Here is a 22453-nt window from a genome sequence, read left to right on the forward strand (position 1 = left end):
TGTGAAGACGAAACGAACCGAAAGTTCGAGATACTCACAAACACCGAAAGCTATCACATACCCAATTTGCTGAAGCGAGACCAACTGGTCACGACTCAGTACCCGAATTTCTTGACGACCATAGAGCATTGGAACCACCTGATCCCATCCCGAACTCAGCAGTGAAACGATGCATCGCCGATGGTAGTGTGGGGTTTCCCCATGTGAGAGTAGGTCATCGTCAAGATTAAATTCCGAAACCCCTGATTGCTCACGCAATCAGGGGTTTTGTTTTGGGCGGTCGGAAAGTTTACCGACATGCTCGATATACAGCGGTACCCCGACAAATTTGCACAGTTATTTCTGAACCAGAACACTAGAATAGGCACCTAACCTTTTTTAGAGTCCGAGCCCTATATGCCCGACCCGGTTGATGCCCTCGAGGTGTCAGACTTACCGCTGGACGAACTCGTGGCATGCCATGAGTGCGACTTGTTGATGCGCAAGCCGGAGCTTGCCCGCGGTGAAAAGGCCCAATGCCCACGCTGCGGCTACGAGCTGTACGCTCACCGCCACAACGTCGTTGAACGAAGCCTGGCGTTAGTGATTGCCGCGCTGCTGTTGTACGTCCCCGCGAACTTTTTACCCATCATGCAGCTCAATCTACTCGGGCAGTCCTCGCAGGACACCGTATGGACCGGCGTGGTTGGTCTGTTCGACACCGGTATGCAAGGCGTCGCCGTGGTGGTGTTCCTCTGCAGCATGGGCATTCCGTTGCTCAAGCTCCTGTGCCAACTGGCGGTATTGCTGAGCATCCGCTGGAACATCGGCCGCAGCTACGGCCTACTGTTTTATCGCATCTACCACCATCTGAAAGACTGGGGGATGCTCGAGGTTTACCTGATGGGCGTGCTGGTGGCGATCGTAAAACTGGCCGACATGGCCACCATCACTGTTGGGCTGGGCCTGGCCTGCTTCGTAAGTCTGTTAATGGTCCAGATACTGCTGGAGGTGGTCATGTCACCTCACCAGATCTGGGAAGCGCTGTCAGGAGAGGATGCTCATGCGGGCGATTGATGCGGGCATTCTGATCTGTACCGAATGCCATGAACTAAACAAACAAGACCCGGACACCGATGAGCAAACCTGCACCCGTTGCGGTGCGCTGGTCCACGCCCGTCGTCCGAACAGCCTGACGCGCACCTGGGCGCTGCTGATCACGGCAGCCATCTTGTACATCCCGGCCAACCTGCTGCCGATCATGACCGTCAGCTCCCTGGGCCAAGGCGATCCGAGCACCATCATGTCCGGCGTGATCCAACTGATGCAGCACGGCATGTTCCCGATCGCCGCTGTAGTGTTCATCGCCAGCATCTTGGTGCCCACCTTCAAGCTGGTGGGCATCGGCTTGTTACTGTTCTCGGTGCAACGTCACCAACCACTTTCCGCGCAACAACGCATTATCATGTACCGCTTTATCGAGTTCATTGGCCGCTGGTCGATGCTGGATATCTTCGTGATTGCCATCCTGGTGGCGGTCGTAAACTTTGGGCGACTTGCCAGTGTCGAGGCCAATCTCGGTGCCGTGGCGTTCGCCAGTGTGGTGATCTTGACGATGCTTGCCGCAGTAACTTTCGATCCCCGACTGATTTGGGATAACACGGAGTCGGACGACGACCATGAGTGATTTGCCTAAGGCTAAAACCCGCCCAGCTTCCAACTGGTCGGCCATTTGGGTGCTACCCCTGATTGCCCTGATTATCGGCGGCTGGCTCGGATGGCGTGCCTATAACCAACAAGGTATCGAGATTCAGGTTCGCTTTGAAAGCGGCGAAGGCATCCAGGCCAACAAGACCGAAGTGGTCTACAAAGGCATGTCCGTGGGTAAGGTGAAAACCCTCGCCCTGGATGACGAAGGTAACAATCGCGGGGTGATTGCCACCATCGAGATGAACAAGGATGTGGAGCAATACCTCAAGACCAACACCCGCTTCTGGTTGGTAAAGCCGAGCGTCAGCCTGGCCGGGATCACCGGCCTGGAAACCCTGGTATCGGGTAACTACATCGCCGCCAGCCCGGGCGATGGTGAGCCGACACGCAAGTTCAAGGCCCTGTCCGAAGAACCCCCGTTATCCGACGCCAAGCCCGGCCTGCACCTGACGATCAAAGCCGATCGCCTCGGCTCGCTGAACCGCGGCAGCCCGGTGTTCTACAAGCAGATCCAGGTCGGCCAAGTCAAAAGCTACCTGCTCTCCGAAGACCAGACCACCGTTGAAATCAAGGTCTACATCGAACCGACCTATGCCAGCCTGGTGCGCAAACACACGCGTTTCTGGAACGCCAGCGGCATCAGCATCGACGCCAACCTTTCCGGCGTAAAAGTGCGCAGTGAATCCCTGGCCAGCATCGTTGCCGGCGGTATCGCCTTCGCCACGCCAGAGAACCGCAAGGACAGCCCACCGACGGATCCAAGCCTGCCGTTCCGACTGTACGAAGATTTCGACGCCGCCGCGGCGGGCATCAAGGTCAAGATTAAACTCACCGACTTCGAAGGCCTCCAGGCGGGTCGCACACCCGTGATGTACAAAGGCATCCAGGTCGGTAGCCTGAAAACCCTGAAGATCGACCCGGACCTCTCCAGCGCCAATGCCGAGTTGACCCTCGACCCACTGGCCGAAGACTACCTCGTCCAGGACACCCAATTCTGGGTGGTCAAACCCTCCATCTCCCTGGCAGGCATCACCGGCCTGGAAGCCTTGGTCAAAGGTAACTACATAGCCATTCGTCCCGGCGACAAGGGCAGCGCCCCACAACGGGAGTACGTCGCCCGGGCCAAGGCGCCGCCACTGGACCTGCGTTCCCCCGGCCTGCACATGGTGCTGTTCACCGACAACCTCGGTTCCCTGGACGTCGGTAGCCCGATCCTCTACAAGCAGGTCAAGGTCGGTTCCGTACAGAGCTACCAGTTCTCCCGCAAGAACAAGCAACTGGTGATCGGCGTCCACATCGACAAAGAATATGAAGGCCTGGTCAACGGCTCTACCCGATTCTGGAATGCCAGCGGCGTGACCCTGACCGGCGGACTCACCGGCGGCATCCAGGTGAAGAGTGAATCCCTGGCCAGCCTGATGGCGGGCGGTATCGCCTTCGAAACCCCGGAGCCGAATGTACCGCTGAAAAAGCGCATCCCGCGTTTCCGTTTGTTCCCGGACCGCGAAGCCGCCAACCAGCACGGCACGCTGGTGACCATCAAGGTCGACCGCGCCGACGGCCTGCGTCCCGGTACGCCGGTACGCTTCAAAGGCCTCGACGTCGGCAAGATCGAAAGCGTCGACTTGAGTGCCGACATGCAATCGGTCCTGCTCAGCGCGCGCATCACTCAAGTGGCCGATCGCATCGCCCGGGCCGGCAGTCAGTTCTGGGTGGTCAAGCCTGAACTCGGTCTGATGAAAACGTCGAACCTGGAAACCCTGGTCACCGGTCAGTACATCGAAGTGCAGCCAGCGGTGAAAAACGCCGGCCCGCAAAAGAGCTTCGTTGCCCTCGACCAACCGCCGGAAGCTGTCCATCAGGAAGCGGGCTTGAGCCTGGTGCTCAGCGCTGCGCGTCGTGGTTCGCTGAAGGAAGGTGTGCCGGTGACCTATCGAGAAGTTACGGTAGGCAAGGTCACAGGCTACGAGTTGGGCCAGACCGCCGACCGCGTGCTGGTCCACATCCTGATCGAGCCCAAGTACGCGCCGCTGGTGCGCAGTGGCAGCCGGTTCTGGAACACCAGCGGTTTCGGTCTCGACTTCGGCCTGTTCAAAGGCGCGACGGTACGCACCGAATCCCTGGAGACCCTGGTCGCCGGCGGAATCGCCTTTGCCACGCCAGACGGCGAACGCATGGGCAGCGCTGCACGGCCCCAGCAAACCTTCCCGCTGTTCGACAAGTTCGAAGACGAATGGCTGACCTGGGCCCCTAAAATCCCACTCGGCAAATAGACCGAGGCGCGGCCTTCGCGAGCAAGCCCGCTCCCACATTTGACCCGGTTCCCCCCCTGAAGGAACCCGATTGAATGTGGGAGCGGGCTTGCTCGCGAAGAGGCCCTCAAGAACACCAAAAAAAGGCCGCGATCCAGAAGATCGCGGCCTTTTTGCATTTCAGCGCAGTTGATTAAACCTCATCCAACTCCGGCTCATCCGCCTGCACATTCACCGTCGCCTTCACCACATCGTGACGACGGATGTATTTCCAGTCCGCCTCATCAATGTAGATCCCGTTCGGCCCGCTGCCGCCTTCCAGGTCAATCGCCACCTGGGCGGAAACCTGTGGCTTCACACTGGCCAGAATCGGCACGAAGCCCAGTTGCAAGCTGGTTTCCAGCAACGCCGCCTGGTTCTTCTCATCGATATCCGCCGCCTCGTCGAGGTAGTAAGGCAAGCGCACGCGCCCGGCCTGGTCGCGGTCCATCAAGTGCAGCAACAAGTACATGTTGGTCAGCGCCTTGATGGTCATGGTGGTGCCGTTGGAGGCGGCGCCATCAATGTCGGTGTGAATGATCGGCTGACCGTTGACCTTGGTGATCTCGAACGCCAATTCGAACAAGTCCTTGAGGCCCAACTGGTTATGGTTGGCCGCCACCAGGCGCGCCAAGTACTCCTTGGCTTCCTCGTTCTTGTTGTCCTGCTCGGCGCTCTGGCTCAGGTCGAATACCGACAGGGTTTCGCCTTCTTCATACTGACCGGCACTGTGGATGATCTGGTCGATATGCTTGAGGGCTTCCTTGTTCGGCGCGAGCACGATGCGGAAGCTCTGCAGGTTGGACACCTGGCGCTTGTTGATCTCGCGGTTGAACAACGCCAACTGGTGCTCAAGGCTGTCGTAGTCGCTGCGGATATTGCGCAAGGTGCGCGCGATATCTGTGACCGCCGCACGCCGTGCCTTGCCCAACGTCAGGGCTTCATCGGTACGGTGCGCGTAAGCGTTGATCAGCAGGTGCAGGCGGCGCTCCATATCGTCTTCACTGTCGAACTTGGCCACGCCCTTGAGGCGCACCTGTGCATACAGCGCGTCGATCTGGCCGTCAGCCCGCAGCAAACCCTGCCAACTGTCCTGATAGTCATTAAGCAGTGGCAGCAGGTTTTCCATGGAGTCGTCGACCGGGTCCATGAACGGCGTACCAAACGGCAAGTCCGCCGGCAGCAGCTGGCGACGACGCAACGCGTCATCCAGCGTGCGCTGCTTGGCTTCCATATCACCAATCTGGCGGCCTACCAGTTGCAGCTTGGCCGACAGTTGTTGGACGCGTTCGGTAAACGCATCGCTGGAACGCTTCAACTCGTCCTGGGCCGCTTCCATCTGCGCCAGGCTTTCCAGCTTCTCGCCTTCTTCTGCGCTCAGGGTTTGCGAGCGGCGGAAATCTTCCAGCGCCTTCTGCGCGTCCAATACCTGTTGGTACAGCGCTTCAGTCTGGGTCTTGCTCGCCGCGCGGTCAGACGCCACGGCGTGCTGGGTTTTCAGTTGCTTGAGTTCTTTTTCCAGACGCTCTTTCTGGTCACGCAATGCAGCGCGGTCAGCCAGGGCCTGCAATGCCGGCGGCTCGATATGCGAGATGTCGATGGCCAACCCCGGCACTTCAAAACGCTCGCCCTTGAAGCCGTCGAGAATCTGCTCCAGGGATTTCACCCACAGGCCGTCTTCATCCAGGGTGATGCCATGCTCACCCAGCGGCAAGCTGAACAGCGAACTGTTGAACAAGCGCATCAGACGCTCGACATCCTGCTGCGAGAATTCTTCCCGCAGCTTGGCGTAGCTGTTGTTGTCGGCGTGATCGAGTTGTTGCTTCACCGACTTCAGGCGTTTTTCCAGGTCCCGCAGACGCTCGTCCAGATCCTCGGCGCTGAACTGACGCGACTGCGCCAAGGCACCGGCCAATTCATCGTGAGCATCCTTGGCCGCCAGCAGTTGCTGCTCGAGCACCTTGACGTCATCCACCAGGGCGAAGCGATGCTTAAGTACCGACAGTTCACCGAGCCAGCGCTGAATGCCGCTGATTTCCCGCTCCAGGCGCATCAGCTCCTGAGTGCCGCCGCGCTGGTCGTTCTGCAGTGCGTCTTGCTCGTTGCGGTAATGCTCGGCCTGGATCGTCAGCTCTTCCTTGCGCGCACTGGCGTAGTCCGACCAAGTGCCCAACAACGAATCCAGCAGCGGCGACAGGCGATGCAGTTTGCCCCGCAGGATTTCCCGCTGTTTCACGCCATTGGACAGCGCTTCCACCAGCGGCCCGGCGGCTACCAATGAGTTGTAGTCCTGCTCCATGCGTCGTACATCACGGAAGGCTTCTTCACACGCCGCGATGTAATCGACACTGCCGGAACGCAGGCTGTGTTCGAAGGCATCCAGGAACAGCTGCTTCAACTTGGCCGCGGTAATTTCCCGCATGTGCAGCAAGTTGATAAACAGCGCCCGGAAGGTCTTCAGGCTCTGCTCGCTGGTGGAGCGCAGCGGAATCAGGGTCAGGTCCAGCGGGATCGACGTGTGGCCGCCCACCAGCAAACGCCGCAGTTCATCCGGCTTCAGCTCGTAGGCCTTCAGGCCTTCACGCTCAAGGTTGGTGAACAGCTCTTTCTGGCGCAGGCAGGTGTCGTTCTTCTGGTAGTGAGCCAGGTCCAGCTTGCCCGCATAGGCAAAGAACTGGTGACCGAAACCACCGCCCGGGCCGCGACCGACCACGCCGATCACGTGCGGGCCATGGGGCAGGGCCACTTCCACCAGGATGTAGCTGGTGTCGGTAGCAAAGTAGAAACGCCGGGATTGCTCCAGGGTGTACTTGCCGAAACTCATGTCCGACATGCGCGCCAGAATCGGGAACTGCAAGGCGTTGATCGACGCTGATTTACCGAGGTTGTTCGCGCCATACACCGACAACGGTTCTTCCAGCGGGAACAAACCCAAGCTGTAACCGGCAGTGTTCAAAAGGGCGAAGCGGCGAATGCCGTAGCGTTCCTTGCTCATGCATCGGTCTCCTGTTCTTCGGCAATGGCACGGGCCATGGCGTCTTCTTCGCTTTCTTCTGCGAAGTCACTCAAGTCCAGCGGGTCATCGGTCTTCAGCAGTTTTTCATCGCTGTCTTCGTCGATGATCACCGGGGCCGGCAACGGCAACACGCTGTGGATACTCGCGGCGAGGTCACGGTCTTGCTGTACCGAGAGACACACATCGAGGAAGCGGTGCATCGGCGGCAGGAAGCGGTAGATACCGTTCTCTTCACTGGCAAAACCGAGCTGGGTCATGCGACGCATGATTTTTTCTTCCAGTTCCTCAACGGTTGTCACTTCAGCCTGGATAAACAGGTCGCGGTACTTTTCCAGCAACGACGGCAGCTCATCTCGGCCCAGGCTGCCACCGTCAAGCACAGCGATCGGGTCGCGGCCCTGGTCGGCCAGGTGCTCGACGATGATGAAGGTGAACAACGCCAGGCGCTGGGCGGTCTTGTTGACCTGCGCGGCGGCCACGGCCGAGTCCGGTACGAAGTAGTAGAAACCCCGGGTATCGCACACCAGCTCGAAGCCCAGGGCTTTGAACAGCGTGCGATATTGGTCTTGGAAGTTCGACAGTTGGGCGTACAGCTCCGGGTCGCGGCGGCTGACGTGGTAACCCTTGAACAGCTCGCGAAAGATCGGCGCCAACTGGGACAGTTCGGATAGATCAAGTTGCATGCGAAGTCCTTACATAAGCAATGCTCGCAGAATTCTCGGCAGAGTCAGGCGTGGCCGGGAGCAGGGCGAATGAGCGCAGGCTGACCTGGTGCTCGTGAGTGTGGTAATCCCGTCGTTCCAGACGTTCGCGCTTGAAGCGTTTCTCCCGCGAGAGGCGTGAGAACCAGTACAGCAACTCGTCGGTTGCGCCGTCCGGTTCCTGCTCCAGCAGCCAGGTCATCAGGTCGGGCATCGGCAGCGCGTCTTCGCAGCGTTCGAGCATCTCCTTGACCGTGCGCGGTGCGCGAGGGGCTTCGCCCTTGTGGGACTTGTGCGCCTTGGGAAAACGCGCCGGTTTCGGCTCGAAATTGGCCAGGGCGTACACGTAGGCTTCGACCTGGCTGGCACTGCCAAGGAAGGTGCTTTGCGGCCGGGTGAACATCGGCATCGCCGCTTGCGGCACCGCGTCCAGGCCCTTGCGGCGAATCGCCGACAAGGCCAGCGCCGCGCCACGGGTCACGGCGTTGTGTCGGCGCGCTTCTTCACGCAGCGGTAGCAGCAGTTCCCGGGCGTGACGCAAGGTCAACTGGGCGCTGGTTTGCATTTCGAGGATGCGCGCGTGGGTGCGCAGCAGCATGTCGTCGTCCACCAGGTGGCCGAGGCGCTGCTGTTCGGTAAGCATGCGCAACAGCACGTTCTCGACCTTGCGCACGCCTTGTTCGAAGGCGCCGTCGGCATTCACCAGTTGAATCATCGGTTCGACGTATTCGTCCCAGGTCGCGAGGACTTCGGCGTAGCGCTGGCGCAACGGGATCTGCCGGTCGCTGGTCTTGGCGCGGTCGGCCACGGCCGCGAGGGCTTGTTCGTCGTTGGCGAGTTTTTTCAGCACATCGCGCACGCGCATGTCCAGCAGGCGCAATTGGCGCGCCAGGTCATGGCCATCACGGATGTCGAAGGCGTCCTGGATATAACCCGCCAGGCGCTCAAGGTGGCGCAGGTAGGCTTCGATTTCCAGGCACAGGCCTAGCCGGTGCTCCTTGCGAAGATAAGCCAGGAAGTCGTGGATCTGCGCATTGAGCTCGAAACGGTTCGGGCTCTTGGCGACAGGCACCAGGATATCCAGGCGAATCCACACGTCCAGCAGGCTGGTGATGTCCTGTGGCGTGCTGTCCAGTTGTTGGGCGGCCAGTTGGGCGCGCAGTTCGCTGAGGCTCAGAGTGCCTTGGTCGAAGTGTTCGCACAGTGGCTCAAGCAGGGCCCAGTGTTCGGCGAGGGCGCGCAAGACGCGCTTGGGTTCGATCATCGGAATGGCCGGCTGGTTAGCGATTAAAAGCAGCGATTGTACTGCATCGGTGGTGGGATTTATCCACAGCCGGTCGTGAGGCACCCACTTGCACGATCAACTGCGGGCGATCTTCGTCGAAGGGCGGTAGAATCCCCGTTCTTTAGTTATCCACAAGTGGCCGACCTTTGCTTATCGAGTCCCGACGTCGCGCTTACTTGACCGCCATGCAGGTGGTCAACTGGCTGCCGCGCACTGAATTACCGTTCGCCGCCCCCTCTCGGCCCGAGCTGCTGGAGGCCCCGGAACCGTTCGAGGCTTTCGAGCCTTCGGGTGAGGAGGCGGCGGCGCCCGTGCCGCTGGTCAAGCCTGTGGCTGAAACCCCGGTGGTTCGGCCAAAGGTCGAAGTCCCCCGCCCGTCGCCGGTTGCCAAGCCGGTCGTCGCCGAGGACGCGCCTGCCGTGGCCAAGGCCCCGGTCGTGCCGCCGCCGCGCTTTGCCCTGCAACTGCTGCGGGCCGGGCGTTGCCTGTTGCTGGTGGAGTTGCCGACCGGCGAGCGCTTCCAGACCCGTGACCCGGCCTATCTGCTGCTCAAGGACATGTTGCGCGCCGCCGGCCTGCCCGACAGCCCGCAAATCGTCGGCGAGCCGGTACGCTGGCCGCTGCTGGCTCGGGGCACCATGGACCAGGGGCCGGAAGCCGCGCGGGATTTTGTGCAAGGTTTCGTCTCGGCACGGCTGGAAGACGAACCCTGCGTATGCCTGTGGCTGATCGGCCTGCCCGCCGTGCGTTTTGCCGGCGAAGCCGACGCCGAGGCCTGGTACCGCGAACTGCAGGTCGAAGGTCTGGGCTCCGTCTGGGCCTTGCCGGGCCTGGAACTATTAATGGAAGAGCCACAGCGTAAGGCTGATGTCTGGCAAGCCATGCGCCGGCTGATGGCGCGCTGGAAAAGTACCGATGAGTGAAGCTTTATCCTTCCGCCCGATGACCGAGGCGGACCTCGACGCTGTACTGAAGATCGAATACGCAGCGTTCAGCCACCCCTGGACCCGCGGGATTTTTCTCGATGGGCTGGGCAAGTACCAGATCTGGCTGATGTTCGAAGGTGAGCAGCAGGTGGGCCACGGGGTGGTGCAGATCATCCTCGATGAAGCGCATTTGCTGAACATCACCGTCAAGCCGGAAAACCAGGGTCGTGGCCTGGGTTTGAGCCTGTTGGAACATCTGATGTCCCGGGCCTACGAGGCCAAGGCGCGGGAATGTTTCCTGGAAGTGCGCGACAGCAATACCGGCGCGTTCCGGCTGTATGAGCGTTACGGTTTCAACGAAATTGGCCGCCGGCGGGACTATTACCCCGCCGTCGGTGGTCGTGAAGATGCGGTCGTGATGGCCTGCACCCTGGTCGACTAAACACAGGGCCCAATGTGGGAGCGGGCTTGCTCGCGAAGGCGGTGGTTCAGTCGCCCGATGTATTGACTGACACACCGTATTCGCGAGCAAGCCCGCTCCCACATTTAGTTCAGCAGAGTGTCAGCGGTTGCCGTCTACGGGATCGATATCGGCCAGCTCGGCCTCATCCAGGCCATTGCCGCCGCCAATCTCGTCTTCATCGACGATGCTCAGGTCCCAATCGGCCTGTCCATCTTCACCTTCTTCCCGCGCATCCCGCGCACCATCTTCGCGGATCAGCGTTTCCGGGCTCATGTCATCATCGGTTGATTCATGATCAGCGGTGGAAGCCCCGGTCATCCCGGCTTCGCGTACCCGTTCGTCGGGCATCAGATGCTCGCGTTCGCGAGGTGGAATCTCGTCGCCGATCTCCGCCGTCGGCTCTTCCTCGTCAAAATCCAGTTCGTGCATCGAACCCATGCGGTCTTCGTTATCATCAATCGGCTCGGGTTGGGTGGCGCCGAAAGGACGTCGTGAATCAGTCATGGCGATTCCTCATACTGTGGGGCTTATAGTGTGTGGACAGGCATGGCTCCCCAAGATTCAAGTAATTGCCCGCCGGCTATCTTTAATTTCCGGCGTGACCCGGATGGGCGGTCGTCTGTCAAAGCTGCGCATCATTCCTGAGGCTTTCCCTGATGAACGAACTACAAGACCTGCTTGATAACAACGAACGCTGGGCGGATGCGATCAAACAGGAAGATCCCGAATTCTTCGCCAAGCTCGCCCGCCAGCAAACCCCGGAATACCTGTGGATCGGCTGTTCCGACGCCCGCGTACCGGCCAACGAGATCGTCGGCATGCTGCCAGGCGACCTGTTTGTGCATCGCAACGTGGCTAACGTGGTGCTGCACACCGACCTCAATTGCCTGTCGGTGATCCAGTACGCGGTCGACGTGCTCAAGGTCAAACACATCCTGGTCACTGGCCACTATGGCTGTGGCGGTGTGCGCGCCTCGATGCAGGACAACCAGTTGGGCCTGATCGACGGCTGGCTGCGCACCATCCGTGACCTGTACTACGAAAACCGCGACGTGCTGGCCCAGTTGCCCACGGAAGAGGAACGCGTAGACCGCCTGTGCGAGCTGAACGTGATTCAGCAAGTGGCCAACGTCGGGCACACCAGCATTGTGCAAAACGCCTGGCACCGCGGGCAGAGCCTGTCGGTTCACGGCTGTATCTACGGGATCAAGGACGGTCGCTGGAAAAGCCTGAACACCACCATCAGTGGTTTCGAGCAGTTACCGCCGCAATACCGCCTGCGCCCGCTGGGTGCGGTTTAAGGGCTTTTGCGTTTGCGCCACTGCTCCATGAACTGTTGACCCTCGGTGTTCAGCGGCTCGTTCATGCCGGTGATCCATCCCCGGCAGTTGAGTTCGCCACATTGGCAGCGAAACTGTCGGAACAACACTTCCTCGGTGTGGGCGTAATCCATGGTCAGCAGGACGCCTGCGGGCACTGGCTGAACGGACCACAGTTCCAGGTACGTCATGTCGAGAAACACGTTCGGGTTGCACGAGTGCGACAGCAGACCGCTGAACCACGGGTCGTACAAGTGGATTCGCGAGGATATCTGCACCGTATGCAGGCGCCGCTCACTCAGGGCATAGCCGGACACCTTGGCGATGCACAGACGGCTGTCAAAGGCGACGCGGGTCTTGATGCCATCGCCTGAGCCGTCCCGGGCACGCACCACTTCGTAGTCGCGGGCGCGGGGGTAGGCGTGTTCGGCGAGCACGGTCGCAAACGGGTAAAGACAGTCACTCACAACGGTTTTAGCCTGATCCATGGCTTGAGTTTTCATGACTCTCCAAGAGGGGCTGCATCGACCTGCCGAGGGTGTCTGGACTGCCAGTCTTGCAGCGGATGGGCACGGCTCAAGCCTCGCCTAAGCGGGAGCCGATTTCTACTGTCAAATCTGACAGTAGAAATCGGCTATTTTTTCTGTACGAAAACGCCCTCCTTGCAGCTTGTGTCAAAGCGCCGGTGCATCAACCGACGATGCTGGCACTGTGCCCTTCAATTGCCTTAGCTGAGTTTTGATCGCCGGTTGGGCGCACTTGGCGTTCGCTTGTTCGGGCGTCAGTTCGCGGATCGAGGTGTAGAACAGTTCGCAGGTCTGCTCTTTGCGTGTTACCTGCCAGGTGTTCATGCAGCCCTTGAGCTGCACATTCGGATCGCTGGCGGGTTTCTGGCCCATGGAGGCCTGCCAGCAGGCGGCGCTCAAATCCTGGCCCATCACCTTCAAACCGGCCTCATCGGCCTTTTGCTCGTCACCGTCATAAGTGTCGGGGTTGGCGGCGTACCAGATGTAGCTCGGGTGATTGGCCCCCAGCACGGCGACCTTGCTGCCATCGACCGGACTGATCTGCGCCAGGCCCAACACACCTACGGTTTGCCCGTATTGCTGCTTGATCCAGCTGCGCACTGGCGCCCCGAAGGCCACCATCGGCAGTGCGCCGCCCGCGTGCAGGCTCAGCTCCTTGACCATGCGCGTCTGGTAGTCGGTGAAGTAACCGTACACGCCTTCCAGGTCCTTGCCCGCGGTGGCGGGGGCGGCGATCGGGGCGATATCGATGATGGTCTGGTATTCCGGCGTCTGGGTTGCCGGGATGCCGTTGGCCGTGAGCAGGGTCGCCCAGCGGTCGGTGGTGGCCGACTCCAGGTAGTCCTGGAAGTGGGTCAGTGAGTAATCCGGCGGGAAGTGCAGCAGTTCGATGCTCTTGCGGTTTTCCAGGGCCATGCCCAGCGGCAGGAACAGGTACCAGTTGAACTGCCACTTGCCATCGCCATTGAGTTTGCTGGCGCCCTGGTAAGCCAGGTCGGCGGTGTCGAGCAAGGTGGTCAGCGGCTGGCCATAACCGTCCGGTACGCCGCTGAAGGTGGCAAGCACCTGGTCATGCTCGGTTTTTACGCTGACTTTGCCTCGGCTGTAACCGTCTCGTTGCAGGCTTTGGTTCAGGTAGTGCTCGACGGTCTGCTCCAGCGTCCAGGGACGAAAGCAGATGACGTTGCAATTGTTCGGGTACGCGAACAACTGGGTGACCCGTTGCGGGGTACCCAGCGGTACGGTGACGTCAGCGTGTACGACCGCACTCAAGGTCAGTGCGGCCAGGGTGAAGGACAACCTGGTGAGTTTAAACATGGATGGTTCCCTGTCAGCGAAAGCCCGTCTGCGCGGGGTGAATGCCCACCCTCACACAGTAGCGGTTGACCGGGAAAAGCGCGTAGAAAAACTGCGCGCTTGTCGCTTTTGAGCAAGAGCGTCTACACCTTGAAGTGCAGCGCGTTGGTCAGGTCACCCATAGGTTTCTGGCCACGTGCGACCATCGATTCGTCCCGCAGCTTGATGCCATCGAGTTTCTCCAGCTGGAACACCCGGGTGATCAGGCGCAGGATCGACGCCGTGTCATACACCGTATGGTCCACCGTGCGCTTGCGTGCGAACGGTGAAATCACCAGCGCCGGAATGCGCGTGCCCGGGCCCCAGCGGTCGCCTTTTGGCGGTGCCACGTGGTCCCACCAGCCGCCGTTCTCGTCGACGGTGATGATCACCACCATGTTTTTCCACTGCGGGCTTTCCTGCAGCATCTTCAACGTACGGGTGATATGCCGGTCGCCCGAAGCCACATCGGCGTAACCGGCGTGCATGTTCAGGTTGCCCTGGGGCTTGTAGAAACTCACCGCCGGCAGCGTGCCGGCCTGGGCGTCGGCCATGAAGTGGTTGGTGCTCGGGTCGTCGCCCAGGCCACCATCGCGCAGGCGTTTCTTGCGCTCTACCGGGTTTTCCGGACCTTGTTGCTTGAAGTAGTTGAACGGCTGGTGGTGGTACTGAAAGCTCGGGATCTTCGGAATCGCTACCGAATCCTTGTGCTCATCAATCGTCGCCTGCCACGCGCCGCCGTACCAAGCCCAGTCGACGTTCTTCTTCGACAGCTTGTCGCCGATGTGCTCGTGGGATTGTGGCACCAGTACGCTGGGCAGGTCCGGCTTGGCGTAGTCCGGACGTTCCGGGTCGCGGATCCAGGTGGGCCAGTAGGGCGGCGCCATGGTGTTAACTGCATAGCCATCCGGGGTCAATGCGCTCGGACCGAATTGCGGCGGGCCGGTCATCGCGCTGGCCGGGGATTTGTCCAGCGGCTTGAGGCGTGTGTCGGTCGGGTCATCGCTTTGCAGCGTAGCGATCTGCGACTTGGCCACCGAGTTGGCGGCGTCCGGGTAAAACGGCACCTGGGCGCTGATCAAGTACTGGTGGTTGAGGTACGACCCGCCAAAGGCGCCCTGGAAGAAGTTGTCGCACAGCACAAATTCCCTGGCCACATCCCACAGGCGCAGGGAATAGCGGGTTTGCGGGTAATGGCCGAAGGTCAGCGCGCCCGAGTCGGCCCAGGCGACGAAACGGTCGTTCTTGCCGCCGTTGATCTGCATCTGGTTTTGATAGAACACGTGCCACAGGTCGCGGGTGACCAGGGCCAGCGGCAGGTCTTCACCGTCCGGGCCTTTCAACGCGAAAGGCGCGTTGGGCAGGTGTTGCTGATATTGGGTGGCGCTGGGGTAGATCACCCCGTCGATGGTCTGCGGGCCCAACTGGGTCACGCCTCCCCACACTTCAGGCAAGGTGTCCAGCAGGCTGCCGTCACGGTCGTGTTGCTGGTAGTCGGCGGGCTTGAGCGCGGAGAGCGGGCTCTCCACGCCGGGGAAGTCGGCAAAAAGATTATTGAAGCTGCGGTTCTCGCCGTAGATCACCACCACGTTTTTCACGTTGTCGTGCAGGGCCTTGTCCAGTTCTGCAGGAGTCAGTTCGCGGTCGACCGGCGGGCCCGGCTGCTCAGCTGTGCCGCCGCAGGCGCTCAGGGTGGCTCCGACCCCCAGTACCGCCGCACCACCCAGAAAACGCCGACGGCTAGTGTCTATTGGCGGCTTTTCAGCATTATCGGAAGAAGGGCGATCTTGGTGCTCGTCACTCATTACTGGGGATCCCTACTGGATAGTTGTTGCAATATGTTTCGCGGAAACGGTATCAGCGGATTGTGACGGATGGAAGACACGAGTGGGATGACGCCAGCATGTTTACCCATCCCAAGCACTGCTAGACTGGCACGATATTGCATGCATCGAGGTGAATCATGAAACCTTCAACCGCCCTTGATCTCAAGAGAGTGGCCGTGCGTGAAGTGGTCGGGCGCTTTCGCACCTCCAATCCCAGGGTATTCGGCTCTGTTTTACTCGGTACCGACAAAGAGGGCAGCGATCTCGATTTGCTGGTTGATGCACTTCCGGGTACCACGCTTTTTGACCTTGGCGGGCTTCAAGTTGAGTTGGAGGATTTGTTGGGGGTCAACGTTGACTTGCTGACGCCTGGCGACCTGCCATTGAAGTTTCGTGCCCAAGTCTTGGCAGAGGCCAGGCCTGTATGACGTCAAATCGTATTGGTGATTACCTGGAGCACATACGCCAGGCATCATCTGACGCGATTACCTTTGTCGACGGTTTGAGCAAGCCTGAGTTTTTTGAAGACAAGCGTACTCAGCAAGCCGTGATCATGAGTTTGGTCATCATCGGCGAAGCGTCGACCAAAATAATGGATCAACATCCAGAGTTTGCAGCTGCCCAACCGCAGGTGCCTTGGCGCAGTATGCGAGGGATGCGCAACCGGATTGCCCATGGTTACTTCGATATAAATCTTGAAGTGGTATGGGACACGGTCCAGCACGCGCTACCTGAGCTGCTGAGCAACCTGCCAGCCGCACCCGCCTGAAGAGCGGGTGCAGCTTCGGAAAATTAAGGCATCACCGGCGGCAAATATTTAAGCGTCGTGCCCAACGCCCACAGCAAAAACAGCACCAGCGGCGTATGCACCAGCAACTGCACGAACGAAAAACCGATCAAGTCCCGCGCCTTCAACCCAAGCACGCCCAGTAGCGGCAGCATATAGAACGGGTTGATCAGGTTCGGCAGCGCTTCGGCGGCGTTGTAGATCTGCACCGCCCAGCCCAGGTGATATTCCAGGTCATTGGCGACCTGCATCACGTACGGCGCCTCGATGATCCACTTGCCGCCGCCCGACGGGATAAAGAAGCCCAGCACCGCCGAGTACACACCCATCAACAGCGCGTAGGTGTCGTGGGACGCAATCGAGGTGAAGAAGGTCGAAATATGATGCGCCAGGGTCGCGCCGTCACTGCCTTTCACCACGGTCATCAGCGCGGCAATCGAGCCATATAGCGGGAACTGGATCAGCACCCCGGTGGTGGTGGGTACCGCACGGGCCACTGCATCGAGAAAACTGCGCGGACGCCAGTGCAGTAGGGCACCGACCATCAGGAACAGGAAGTTATAGGTGTTCAGCCCCGAGATTGCGCTGATCGCCGGCTTGGTCGAGAACTCGTGGAACAACCACCCGGCCGCCAGCAACGCCAGCAGGATGGTCAGCAACGGGCTGTGTTCCAGCCATTCGCCCGGGCGCGTCGGCGGTTGCGGCTTGGGCAGGTTGAAAGCCGGGTCGACACCGCAGGCCTTGGCGTCACGGGCGGAGTTCGGCCCGGGCGCGGTGGCGTAGGCGATGATTAGCGAGACCACGATCAGCGCCAGCAACAGCACGCCGGACTGCCACAGAAAGATGGTGTCGGTGAACGGGATCATCCCGGTAATCGACAGGATCGACGGCGGCAAACTGGCCGGGTTGGCCTGCAACTGCGCCGCCGACGACGACAGCCCCAGCGCCCAAACGGCGCCGAGACCGAGGTAGGCCGCAGCACCGGCCGCGCGATAGTCCATGCGCAAATCCGTACGACGGGCCAGTGCACGCACCAGCAAACCGCCGAACACCAGGGACAATCCCCAGTTGAGCAACGAGGCGACCATCGAAATCAGCGCCACCCACGCCACCGCAGAGCGGCCGTTCTTCGGGATGCGCGCCAGGCGGTCGATGAGTTTCACGGCGGGAGGGGAGCTGGCGACCACGTAACCGCCAATCACCACAAAGGCCATTTGCATGGTGAACGGGATCAAACTCCAGAAACCGTCACCAAAGGCCTTGGCGGCCTCGGTCGGCGCGGCGCCCATGCTCAGGGTCGCCACCGCGACAATGATCACGGCGAGGGCGGCAAACACCCAGGAGTCCGGAAACCAGCGCTCGGCGAAGTTTGAACAACGCAGGGCGAATCGGGCGTAGCGGCTGTCTTCGATAGCATCGGCCACGTTCAGTACCTCTATTTGTATTTATTATGGGGGGCGGCAGTTTTGCTGCATGTTCCTCTACGGCTATTCATTTGGGAATGTAGTTATCTTCATTGATCAATGAGTAAAGCAAATATATCCAGCGTGATTGCCATCACTCGGCCCAGCTCATAACCTGCATTCCATTTCGTTTGTCTGCCGAGCTTTCACATGACTGCCACCTCTTATCCACAGGCGCAGCGTTTCTCCCGCTCCGACTACAAAACCCTGGGCCTGGCCGCCCTGGGCGGGGCCCTGGAAATCTACGACTTCATCATCTTCGTATTTTTCGCGCTGACCCTCAGCCAGCTGTTCTTCCCGCCGGAAATGCCCGAGTGGCTGCGCCTGCTGCAAAGCTTCGGCATCTTCGTCACCGGCTACCTCGCGCGCCCGCTGGGCGGGATCCTGATGGCGCACTTCGCCGATCACCTGGGGCGCAAGCGGGTGTTCAGCCTGAGCATCCTGATGATGGCGCTGCCGTGCCTGCTGATCGGGATCATGCCCACCTATGCACAAATCGGTTATTTCGCGCCGTTGATCCTGCTGGCGCTGCGCATCCTCCAGGGCGCGGCAGTGGGCGGGGAAGTGCCCAGCGCCTGGGTGTTTGTCGCCGAACACGCCCCGGATAACCATCGCGGCTATGCCCTCGGCTTCCTGCAAGCCGGGCTGACTTTCGGCTACCTGCTCGGCGCGCTGACCGCGACACTGCTGGCGCAAGTCTTCACCCCGGCAGAAATCCTCGACTACGCCTGGCGCTTCCCGTTCCTGCTGGGCGGCGTGTTTGGTGTGATCGGTGTCTGGTTGCGCCGCTGGCTCAGTGAAACCCCGGTATTCCTCCAGATGCAGGCTCGTCGCCAGGCAGGCGCCGAACTGCCCCTGCGTACCGTCTTGCGAGAGCACCGCAGCGCGCTGCTGCCGGCGATGATCCTCACCTGCGTACTCACCTCGGCGGTCGTGGTGCTGGTGGTCATCACCCCGACCATGATGCAGAAAACCTTCGGCATGAGCCCCAGCCACACCTTCGCCTTGAGCGCGCTAGGCATCGTGTTCCTGAACATCGGTTGTGTGCTGGCCGGGCTGCTGGTGGACCGCATCGGCGCCTGGCGCGCGGTGTTGGTCTACAGCCTGTTGCTGCCGGTGGGGATTGCCGTGCTGTATGCCAGCCTGATTGCCGGCGGCGTATGGCTGGGCGCGGCGTATGCGATTGCCGGATTGAGTTGTGGGGTGGTGGGCGCGGTGCCGTCGGTGATGGTCAGCCTGTTCCCGGCGCAGGTGCGGGTGTCGGGAATCTCCTTCACCTACAACATTGCGTATGCGCTGTGGGCGAGTACCACGCCGCTGATGTTGATCGCACTGATGCCCACCAGCCCGTGGATCTGCGTGGGATATTGCGTGGTGATGGGCGCGGTGGGTGCAGTGAGTGCGGCGCATTTTGGCAAGCGCCAACCCACCTGATCGTTCCCACGCTCTGCGTGGGAACGCCTCCCTGGACGCTCCGCGTCCGCTCTTGTGACGCGGAGCGTCACGGAATGCATTCCCACGCGGAGCGTGGGAACGATCATCAGGTCAGGAAGTGCCACATCAGCAGCGTGCCGACCAAACCGACCACCGACACAATGGTCTGCAACACCGACCACACCCAGATCGTCTGCTTCAACTGCAAGCCGAAGTACTCGCGCACCATCCAGAAGCCGGCGTCGTTGACGTGGCAGAAGAACACCGAGCCGGCACCAATCGCCAGGGCAACCAGTGAGCTTTGCGTCGCCGCCAACCCCGCCATCATCGGCGCCAGAATGCCCGCCGTGGTGGTCGTGGCAACGGTCGCCGAACCGGTGGCCTGACGCAGCGCCACGGCAATCAACCAGGCCAGCAGCAGGTACGGCATGTGTGCGCCTTCGGCCACCTTGCTGATGGTCTGGCTCACGCCGGCATCCAGCAGGGTTTGCTTCAACCCGCCGCCCGCGCCTATGGTCAGCAACAGCACCGCGATCGGCGCCAGCGCCTTGCGCAAGGTATTGCCGACATCGGCCCGGGGCATGCCGCTGGCCCAGCCCAGGCAAATCACTGCGGCAATCACCGCCAGGCCCAGCGCGATCAACGGCTCACCGAGGAATTTCAAGGTCAACGCCACCGGGCTTTCCGGCGACATGGCGACCTTGGCCAAGGTGCTGCCGAGCATCAGGATCACCGGCAACAGAATGATCAGCAGCGACACACCAAAGCTCGGCTGGCGCGGGGCCTTGGGCGGTGCACTGAACAGCGCGCCAATGTCGGCCGGCTCGTCCACGTGCATGCGCTTGGACAGCCAGTTACCGTACAACGGGCCCGCCAGAATCACGGCCGGTACCGCCAGGCAGAAACCCAGCAACATGGTCAGGCCCAGGTCGGCGTGCAACGCGCCCACCGCAATCAGCGGGCCCGGATGCGGCGGCATCAACGCGTGCAGGGTGGTCATGCCCGCCAGCGCCGGGATCGCGATTTTCAGCAGCGGTTGGTTCGAACGCTTGGCCATCACAAAGATGATCGGCACCATCATCACCAGGCCGACTTCGAAGAACAGCGGCAAGCCAATCACCATCGCCACCAGCGCCATCACCCAGGGCAACGACTTGCCCTTGCCCAGCCCGAGCAGGGTGGTGGCGATACGGTCGGCAGCGCCGGACTCGGCCATCAACGCGCCGAGCATCGAGCCCAGGGCAATGATGATCCCGGCTTCACCGAGGATCGCCCCAGCGCCTTTGCTGAACGCCTTGGCCACTTCTTCCGGCGGCAAGCCGGCGCCGACACCGGCGATAAACGTGCCGATCAGGATCGACAGGAAGGGCGGCAGCTTGGTCGCGCTGATCAACACAATGATGCTGGCGATGGCCAGTAATACGCAGAACATGAGGCGGGTGTCGTGAACCATCCACGCGGCAGTCGATAACTCCAAAACGGGACTCCTTATCGAACAGGTTGGCTAATATGTTTCTTTTTGTTTCCTGCTCGAAAAGCATACCTGATACAACGGTTCCAGAGCGTTCATGTTCAATTTTGGTGCGCATGGCGTAACGTTCGGCTGACGGCGGGATGACAATTTCGCAACCCATGCCGGTGGTTTTGGCCTATAGCTCTATGATCAACCAGACCACGACCCACGAGGACATTTCATGAGTGCAGGACACAGCCACGCCCAAGTACGCGCCGGCCACGAACGCAAGTTATGGATGGCCCTGGGGCTGACCTCAAGTTTCATGATTGCCGAGGTGATCGGCGCCTTTATCACTGGCAGCCTGGCGCTGTTGTCCGACGCCGCGCACATGATGACCGACGCCCTGGCCCTGGCAATTTCCCTGGTGGCGATCCAGGTGGCCAAGCGCGCCGCCGACCGCAAGCGCACGTTCGGCTATGCGCGTTTCGAAATCCTGGCGGCGGCGTTTAATGCGCTGCTGCTGTTCGCCGTGGCGTTCTACATCCTGTATGAGGCCTATCAACGCCTGCAGGCGCCCGCTGAGATCCAGTCCACCGGCATGCTGGTGATCGCGGTGCTGGGGCTGATCGTCAACCTGATTTCCATGCGATTGCTGAGTGCGGCCAGCGGCGAAAGCCTGAATGTGAAGGGCGCGTACCTGGAGGTCTGGAGCGACATGCTCGGCTCCGTCGGCGTGATCATCGCGGCGCTGGTGATCATGTACACCGGCTGGGGCTGGGTGGATTCAGTGGTGGCGGCAGCGATTGGCTTCTGGGTGTTGCCGCGCACCTGGACACTGCTCAAGGAAAGCATGAACGTGCTGCTGCAAGGTGTGCCGGACGGAATCGATATCGACAAGGTGGAACAGGCGATTCGCGGCGTTCCCGGCGTCAAGGACGTGCACGATCTGCATATCTGGGCCCTCACCAGCGGCAAAAATGTGCTGAGCACTCACTTGGTGGCGGATTCGGCGCAAGGCACCGAGCAACAGATCCTCAGCCAGGTGACGGAGTTACTGCATGAACAATTCGATATTTCCCACGCCACGATCCAGATCGAAGGCGAAGGTTTTCAGCATGACGAGCACGACGAGGTGCACGCCTGACCGTCATTCACGGTCTTCCAGCACATAACCCACGCCGCGCAAGGTATGGATCAACTTGCGCTCGAACGGGTCATCGATCTTCGCCCGCAGGCGGCGGATCGACACTTCCACCACATTGGTGTCGCAATCAAAGTTCATGTCCCACACGAACGAGATGATCTGCGTGCGGGACAGCACCACGCCGCTCTGGCGCATCAGCAGGTGCAGCAGGGCGAATTCCTTGGTGGTCAGGTCGATGCGCTGCAAGCCGCGAAATGCCCGGTGGCGGCCCTGATCCAATTCCAGGTCAGCCACCCGCAACACATCCGGCACCGGCGAGTGCACGCTACGGCGCATCAAGGTACGCACTCGAGCGAGCAATTCGGGGAATTCAAACGGCTTGACCAGGTAATCATCGGCGCCCAGGTCCAGACCCTTGATCCGGTCGGCGAGGCGGCCCTGGGCGGTCAGCATCATGATCCGCGTGCTGCTGTTCTGGCGAATGCGTTGCAACACATCCCAGCCATCCATCAGCGGCAGATTGACGTCGAGCATCACCAGGTCATAGGCGTGCTGGCGGGACAAATGCAAGCCGTCGGCACCGGTGGCGGCACAGTCGACGATATAGCCACTTTCACTCAATCCCTGATGTAAATAATCGGCGGTTTTAGGTTCGTCTTCGATGACCAGAATACGCATGTCGGGGATCCCGCTGGGCAGTGGAAAGTTGCCGGGAGCTTAAAGCAAAAGCCCGCGCCAGAGCCGTTGCTAACGGATTTGTAATGTTCTGGCCACTCCTCTGATAAGTACTG

Annotated in this window: 20 protein-coding genes and 1 rRNA gene; 11 read left to right on the forward strand and 10 right to left on the reverse strand. The window is 60.6% G+C overall.

The window, feature by feature from the left end; all coding sequences use genetic code 11:
* The first annotated feature begins 110 nt into the window (after positions 1-110).
* The 4 genes from rrf (at position 111) to HBJ59_RS27565 (ending at position 3962) form a co-directional block, all read left to right on the forward strand.
* Positions 111-226: ribosomal RNA gene (gene rrf, locus HBJ59_RS27550) — 5S ribosomal RNA — on the forward strand.
* Between the two features lie 170 nt (positions 227-396).
* Complete coding sequence (locus HBJ59_RS27555; RefSeq protein ID WP_063033189.1) at positions 397-1056, forward strand: paraquat-inducible protein A; 660 nt, start codon at positions 397-399, stop codon at positions 1054-1056.
* A complete protein-coding gene (locus HBJ59_RS27560) occupies positions 1043-1666 on the forward strand; it encodes a paraquat-inducible protein A (RefSeq protein WP_003214366.1) in 624 nt (207 codons plus the stop codon). The genes HBJ59_RS27555 and HBJ59_RS27560 overlap by 14 nt, the downstream gene beginning before the upstream one ends.
* Positions 1659-3962 carry a PqiB family protein gene (locus tag HBJ59_RS27565; protein WP_167665392.1) on the forward strand — a complete coding sequence of 768 codons (2304 nt, stop codon included), beginning with the start codon at positions 1659-1661 and terminating at the stop codon, positions 3960-3962. The genes HBJ59_RS27560 and HBJ59_RS27565 overlap by 8 nt, the downstream gene beginning before the upstream one ends.
* A 172-nt stretch (positions 3963-4134) precedes the next feature.
* Here HBJ59_RS27565 and mksF read toward each other — a convergent pair whose 3' ends face one another.
* Genes mksF through mksB form a run of 3 tightly spaced genes read right to left on the reverse strand, consistent with a single transcriptional unit; the run spans position 4135 to position 8961 of the window.
* A complete protein-coding gene (gene mksF, locus HBJ59_RS27570; protein ID WP_076014909.1) occupies positions 4135-6975 on the reverse strand; it encodes an Mks condensin complex protein MksF in 2841 nt (946 codons plus the stop codon).
* Positions 6972-7679: an Mks condensin complex protein MksE gene (mksE, locus tag HBJ59_RS27575; RefSeq protein ID WP_076014910.1), complete on the reverse strand. Its 708-nt coding sequence runs from the start codon at positions 7677-7679 to the stop codon at positions 6972-6974. The genes mksF and mksE overlap by 4 nt, the downstream gene beginning before the upstream one ends.
* Positions 7669-8961, reverse strand: a complete 1293-nt coding sequence (gene mksB / locus HBJ59_RS27580; RefSeq protein WP_063033185.1) for an Mks condensin complex protein MksB — start codon at positions 8959-8961, stop codon at positions 7669-7671. The genes mksE and mksB overlap by 11 nt, the downstream gene beginning before the upstream one ends.
* 206 nt (positions 8962-9167) lie before the next feature.
* Between mksB and HBJ59_RS27585 the strand changes: the two genes are divergently transcribed.
* Both HBJ59_RS27585 and rimI read left to right on the forward strand, forming a co-directional pair.
* Complete coding sequence (locus tag HBJ59_RS27585) at positions 9168-9905, forward strand: energy transducer TonB (RefSeq protein WP_076014911.1); 738 nt, start codon at positions 9168-9170, stop codon at positions 9903-9905.
* The gene (rimI, locus tag HBJ59_RS27590) at positions 9898-10350 is read left to right on the forward strand and encodes a ribosomal protein S18-alanine N-acetyltransferase (RefSeq protein ID WP_003214382.1); all 453 of its coding nucleotides are present in this window, start codon (positions 9898-9900) and stop codon (positions 10348-10350) included. Before HBJ59_RS27585 ends, rimI begins: the two co-directional genes overlap by 8 nt.
* A gap of 120 nt (positions 10351-10470) precedes the next feature.
* Here rimI and HBJ59_RS27595 read toward each other — a convergent pair whose 3' ends face one another.
* Entirely contained in the window at positions 10471-10875 is a 405-nt protein-coding gene (locus HBJ59_RS27595) for a serine kinase/phosphatase (RefSeq protein ID WP_076014912.1), read from the reverse strand.
* A 152-nt stretch (positions 10876-11027) separates the two neighbouring features.
* Here HBJ59_RS27595 and can point away from each other — a divergent pair, with 152 nt between their 5' ends.
* On the forward strand, positions 11028-11672 hold the full coding sequence (gene can / locus HBJ59_RS27600) for a carbonate dehydratase (RefSeq protein WP_003214385.1): 645 nt from the start codon (positions 11028-11030) through the stop codon (positions 11670-11672).
* Here can and HBJ59_RS27605 read toward each other — a convergent pair.
* The 3 genes from HBJ59_RS27605 to acpA form a co-directional block, all read right to left on the reverse strand.
* Positions 11669-12193, reverse strand: a complete 525-nt coding sequence (locus tag HBJ59_RS27605; protein WP_167665393.1) for an SET domain-containing protein-lysine N-methyltransferase — start codon at positions 12191-12193, stop codon at positions 11669-11671. The genes can and HBJ59_RS27605 overlap by 4 nt on opposite strands.
* 171 nt (positions 12194-12364) lie before the next feature.
* Positions 12365-13534: a hypothetical protein gene (locus tag HBJ59_RS27610; protein WP_076014914.1), complete on the reverse strand. Its 1170-nt coding sequence runs from the start codon at positions 13532-13534 to the stop codon at positions 12365-12367.
* Between the two features lie 122 nt (positions 13535-13656).
* Positions 13657-15357 (reverse strand): acid phosphatase, encoded by a 1701-nt coding sequence (gene acpA / locus HBJ59_RS27615; RefSeq protein ID WP_167665394.1) that lies wholly within the window; start codon positions 15355-15357, stop codon positions 13657-13659.
* Between the two features lie 158 nt (positions 15358-15515).
* On the opposite strand from acpA, the gene HBJ59_RS27620 reads away from it, so the two are divergent.
* Entirely contained in the window at positions 15516-15806 is a 291-nt protein-coding gene (locus tag HBJ59_RS27620) for a nucleotidyltransferase family protein (protein WP_076014916.1), read from the forward strand.
* Positions 15803-16147, forward strand: coding sequence for a DUF86 domain-containing protein (locus HBJ59_RS27625; RefSeq protein WP_076014917.1), 345 nt, complete (start codon positions 15803-15805; stop codon positions 16145-16147). The genes HBJ59_RS27620 and HBJ59_RS27625 overlap by 4 nt, the downstream gene beginning before the upstream one ends.
* Positions 16148-16170: 23 nt before the next feature.
* Here HBJ59_RS27625 and HBJ59_RS27630 read toward each other — a convergent pair whose 3' ends face one another.
* A complete protein-coding gene (locus HBJ59_RS27630) occupies positions 16171-17589 on the reverse strand; it encodes a short-chain fatty acid transporter (protein WP_076014918.1) in 1419 nt (472 codons plus the stop codon).
* Positions 17590-17778: 189 nt separating this feature from the next.
* On the opposite strand from HBJ59_RS27630, the gene HBJ59_RS27635 reads away from it, so the two are divergent.
* Positions 17779-19062: an MFS transporter gene (locus HBJ59_RS27635; RefSeq protein WP_063033178.1), complete on the forward strand. Its 1284-nt coding sequence runs from the start codon at positions 17779-17781 to the stop codon at positions 19060-19062.
* A 106-nt stretch (positions 19063-19168) separates the two neighbouring features.
* Here HBJ59_RS27635 and HBJ59_RS27640 read toward each other — a convergent pair whose 3' ends face one another.
* Positions 19169-20539: a gluconate:H+ symporter gene (locus tag HBJ59_RS27640; RefSeq protein WP_023659163.1), complete on the reverse strand. Its 1371-nt coding sequence runs from the start codon at positions 20537-20539 to the stop codon at positions 19169-19171.
* 217 nt (positions 20540-20756) lie between these two features.
* Between HBJ59_RS27640 and HBJ59_RS27645 the strand changes: the two genes are divergently transcribed.
* Positions 20757-21662 (forward strand): cation diffusion facilitator family transporter, encoded by a 906-nt coding sequence (locus tag HBJ59_RS27645; protein WP_167665395.1) that lies wholly within the window; start codon positions 20757-20759, stop codon positions 21660-21662.
* Positions 21663-21665: 3 nt separating this feature from the next.
* On the opposite strand, the gene HBJ59_RS27650 is transcribed toward HBJ59_RS27645, so the two are convergent.
* Positions 21666-22340: a heavy metal response regulator transcription factor gene (locus HBJ59_RS27650; protein WP_008437506.1), complete on the reverse strand. Its 675-nt coding sequence runs from the start codon at positions 22338-22340 to the stop codon at positions 21666-21668.
* Positions 22341-22453 lie beyond the last annotated feature (113 nt).

Origin of the sequence: Pseudomonas sp. AN3A02 (genome assembly GCF_011765255.1) — a bacterium.
GTDB lineage: Bacteria > Pseudomonadota > Gammaproteobacteria > Pseudomonadales > Pseudomonadaceae > Aquipseudomonas.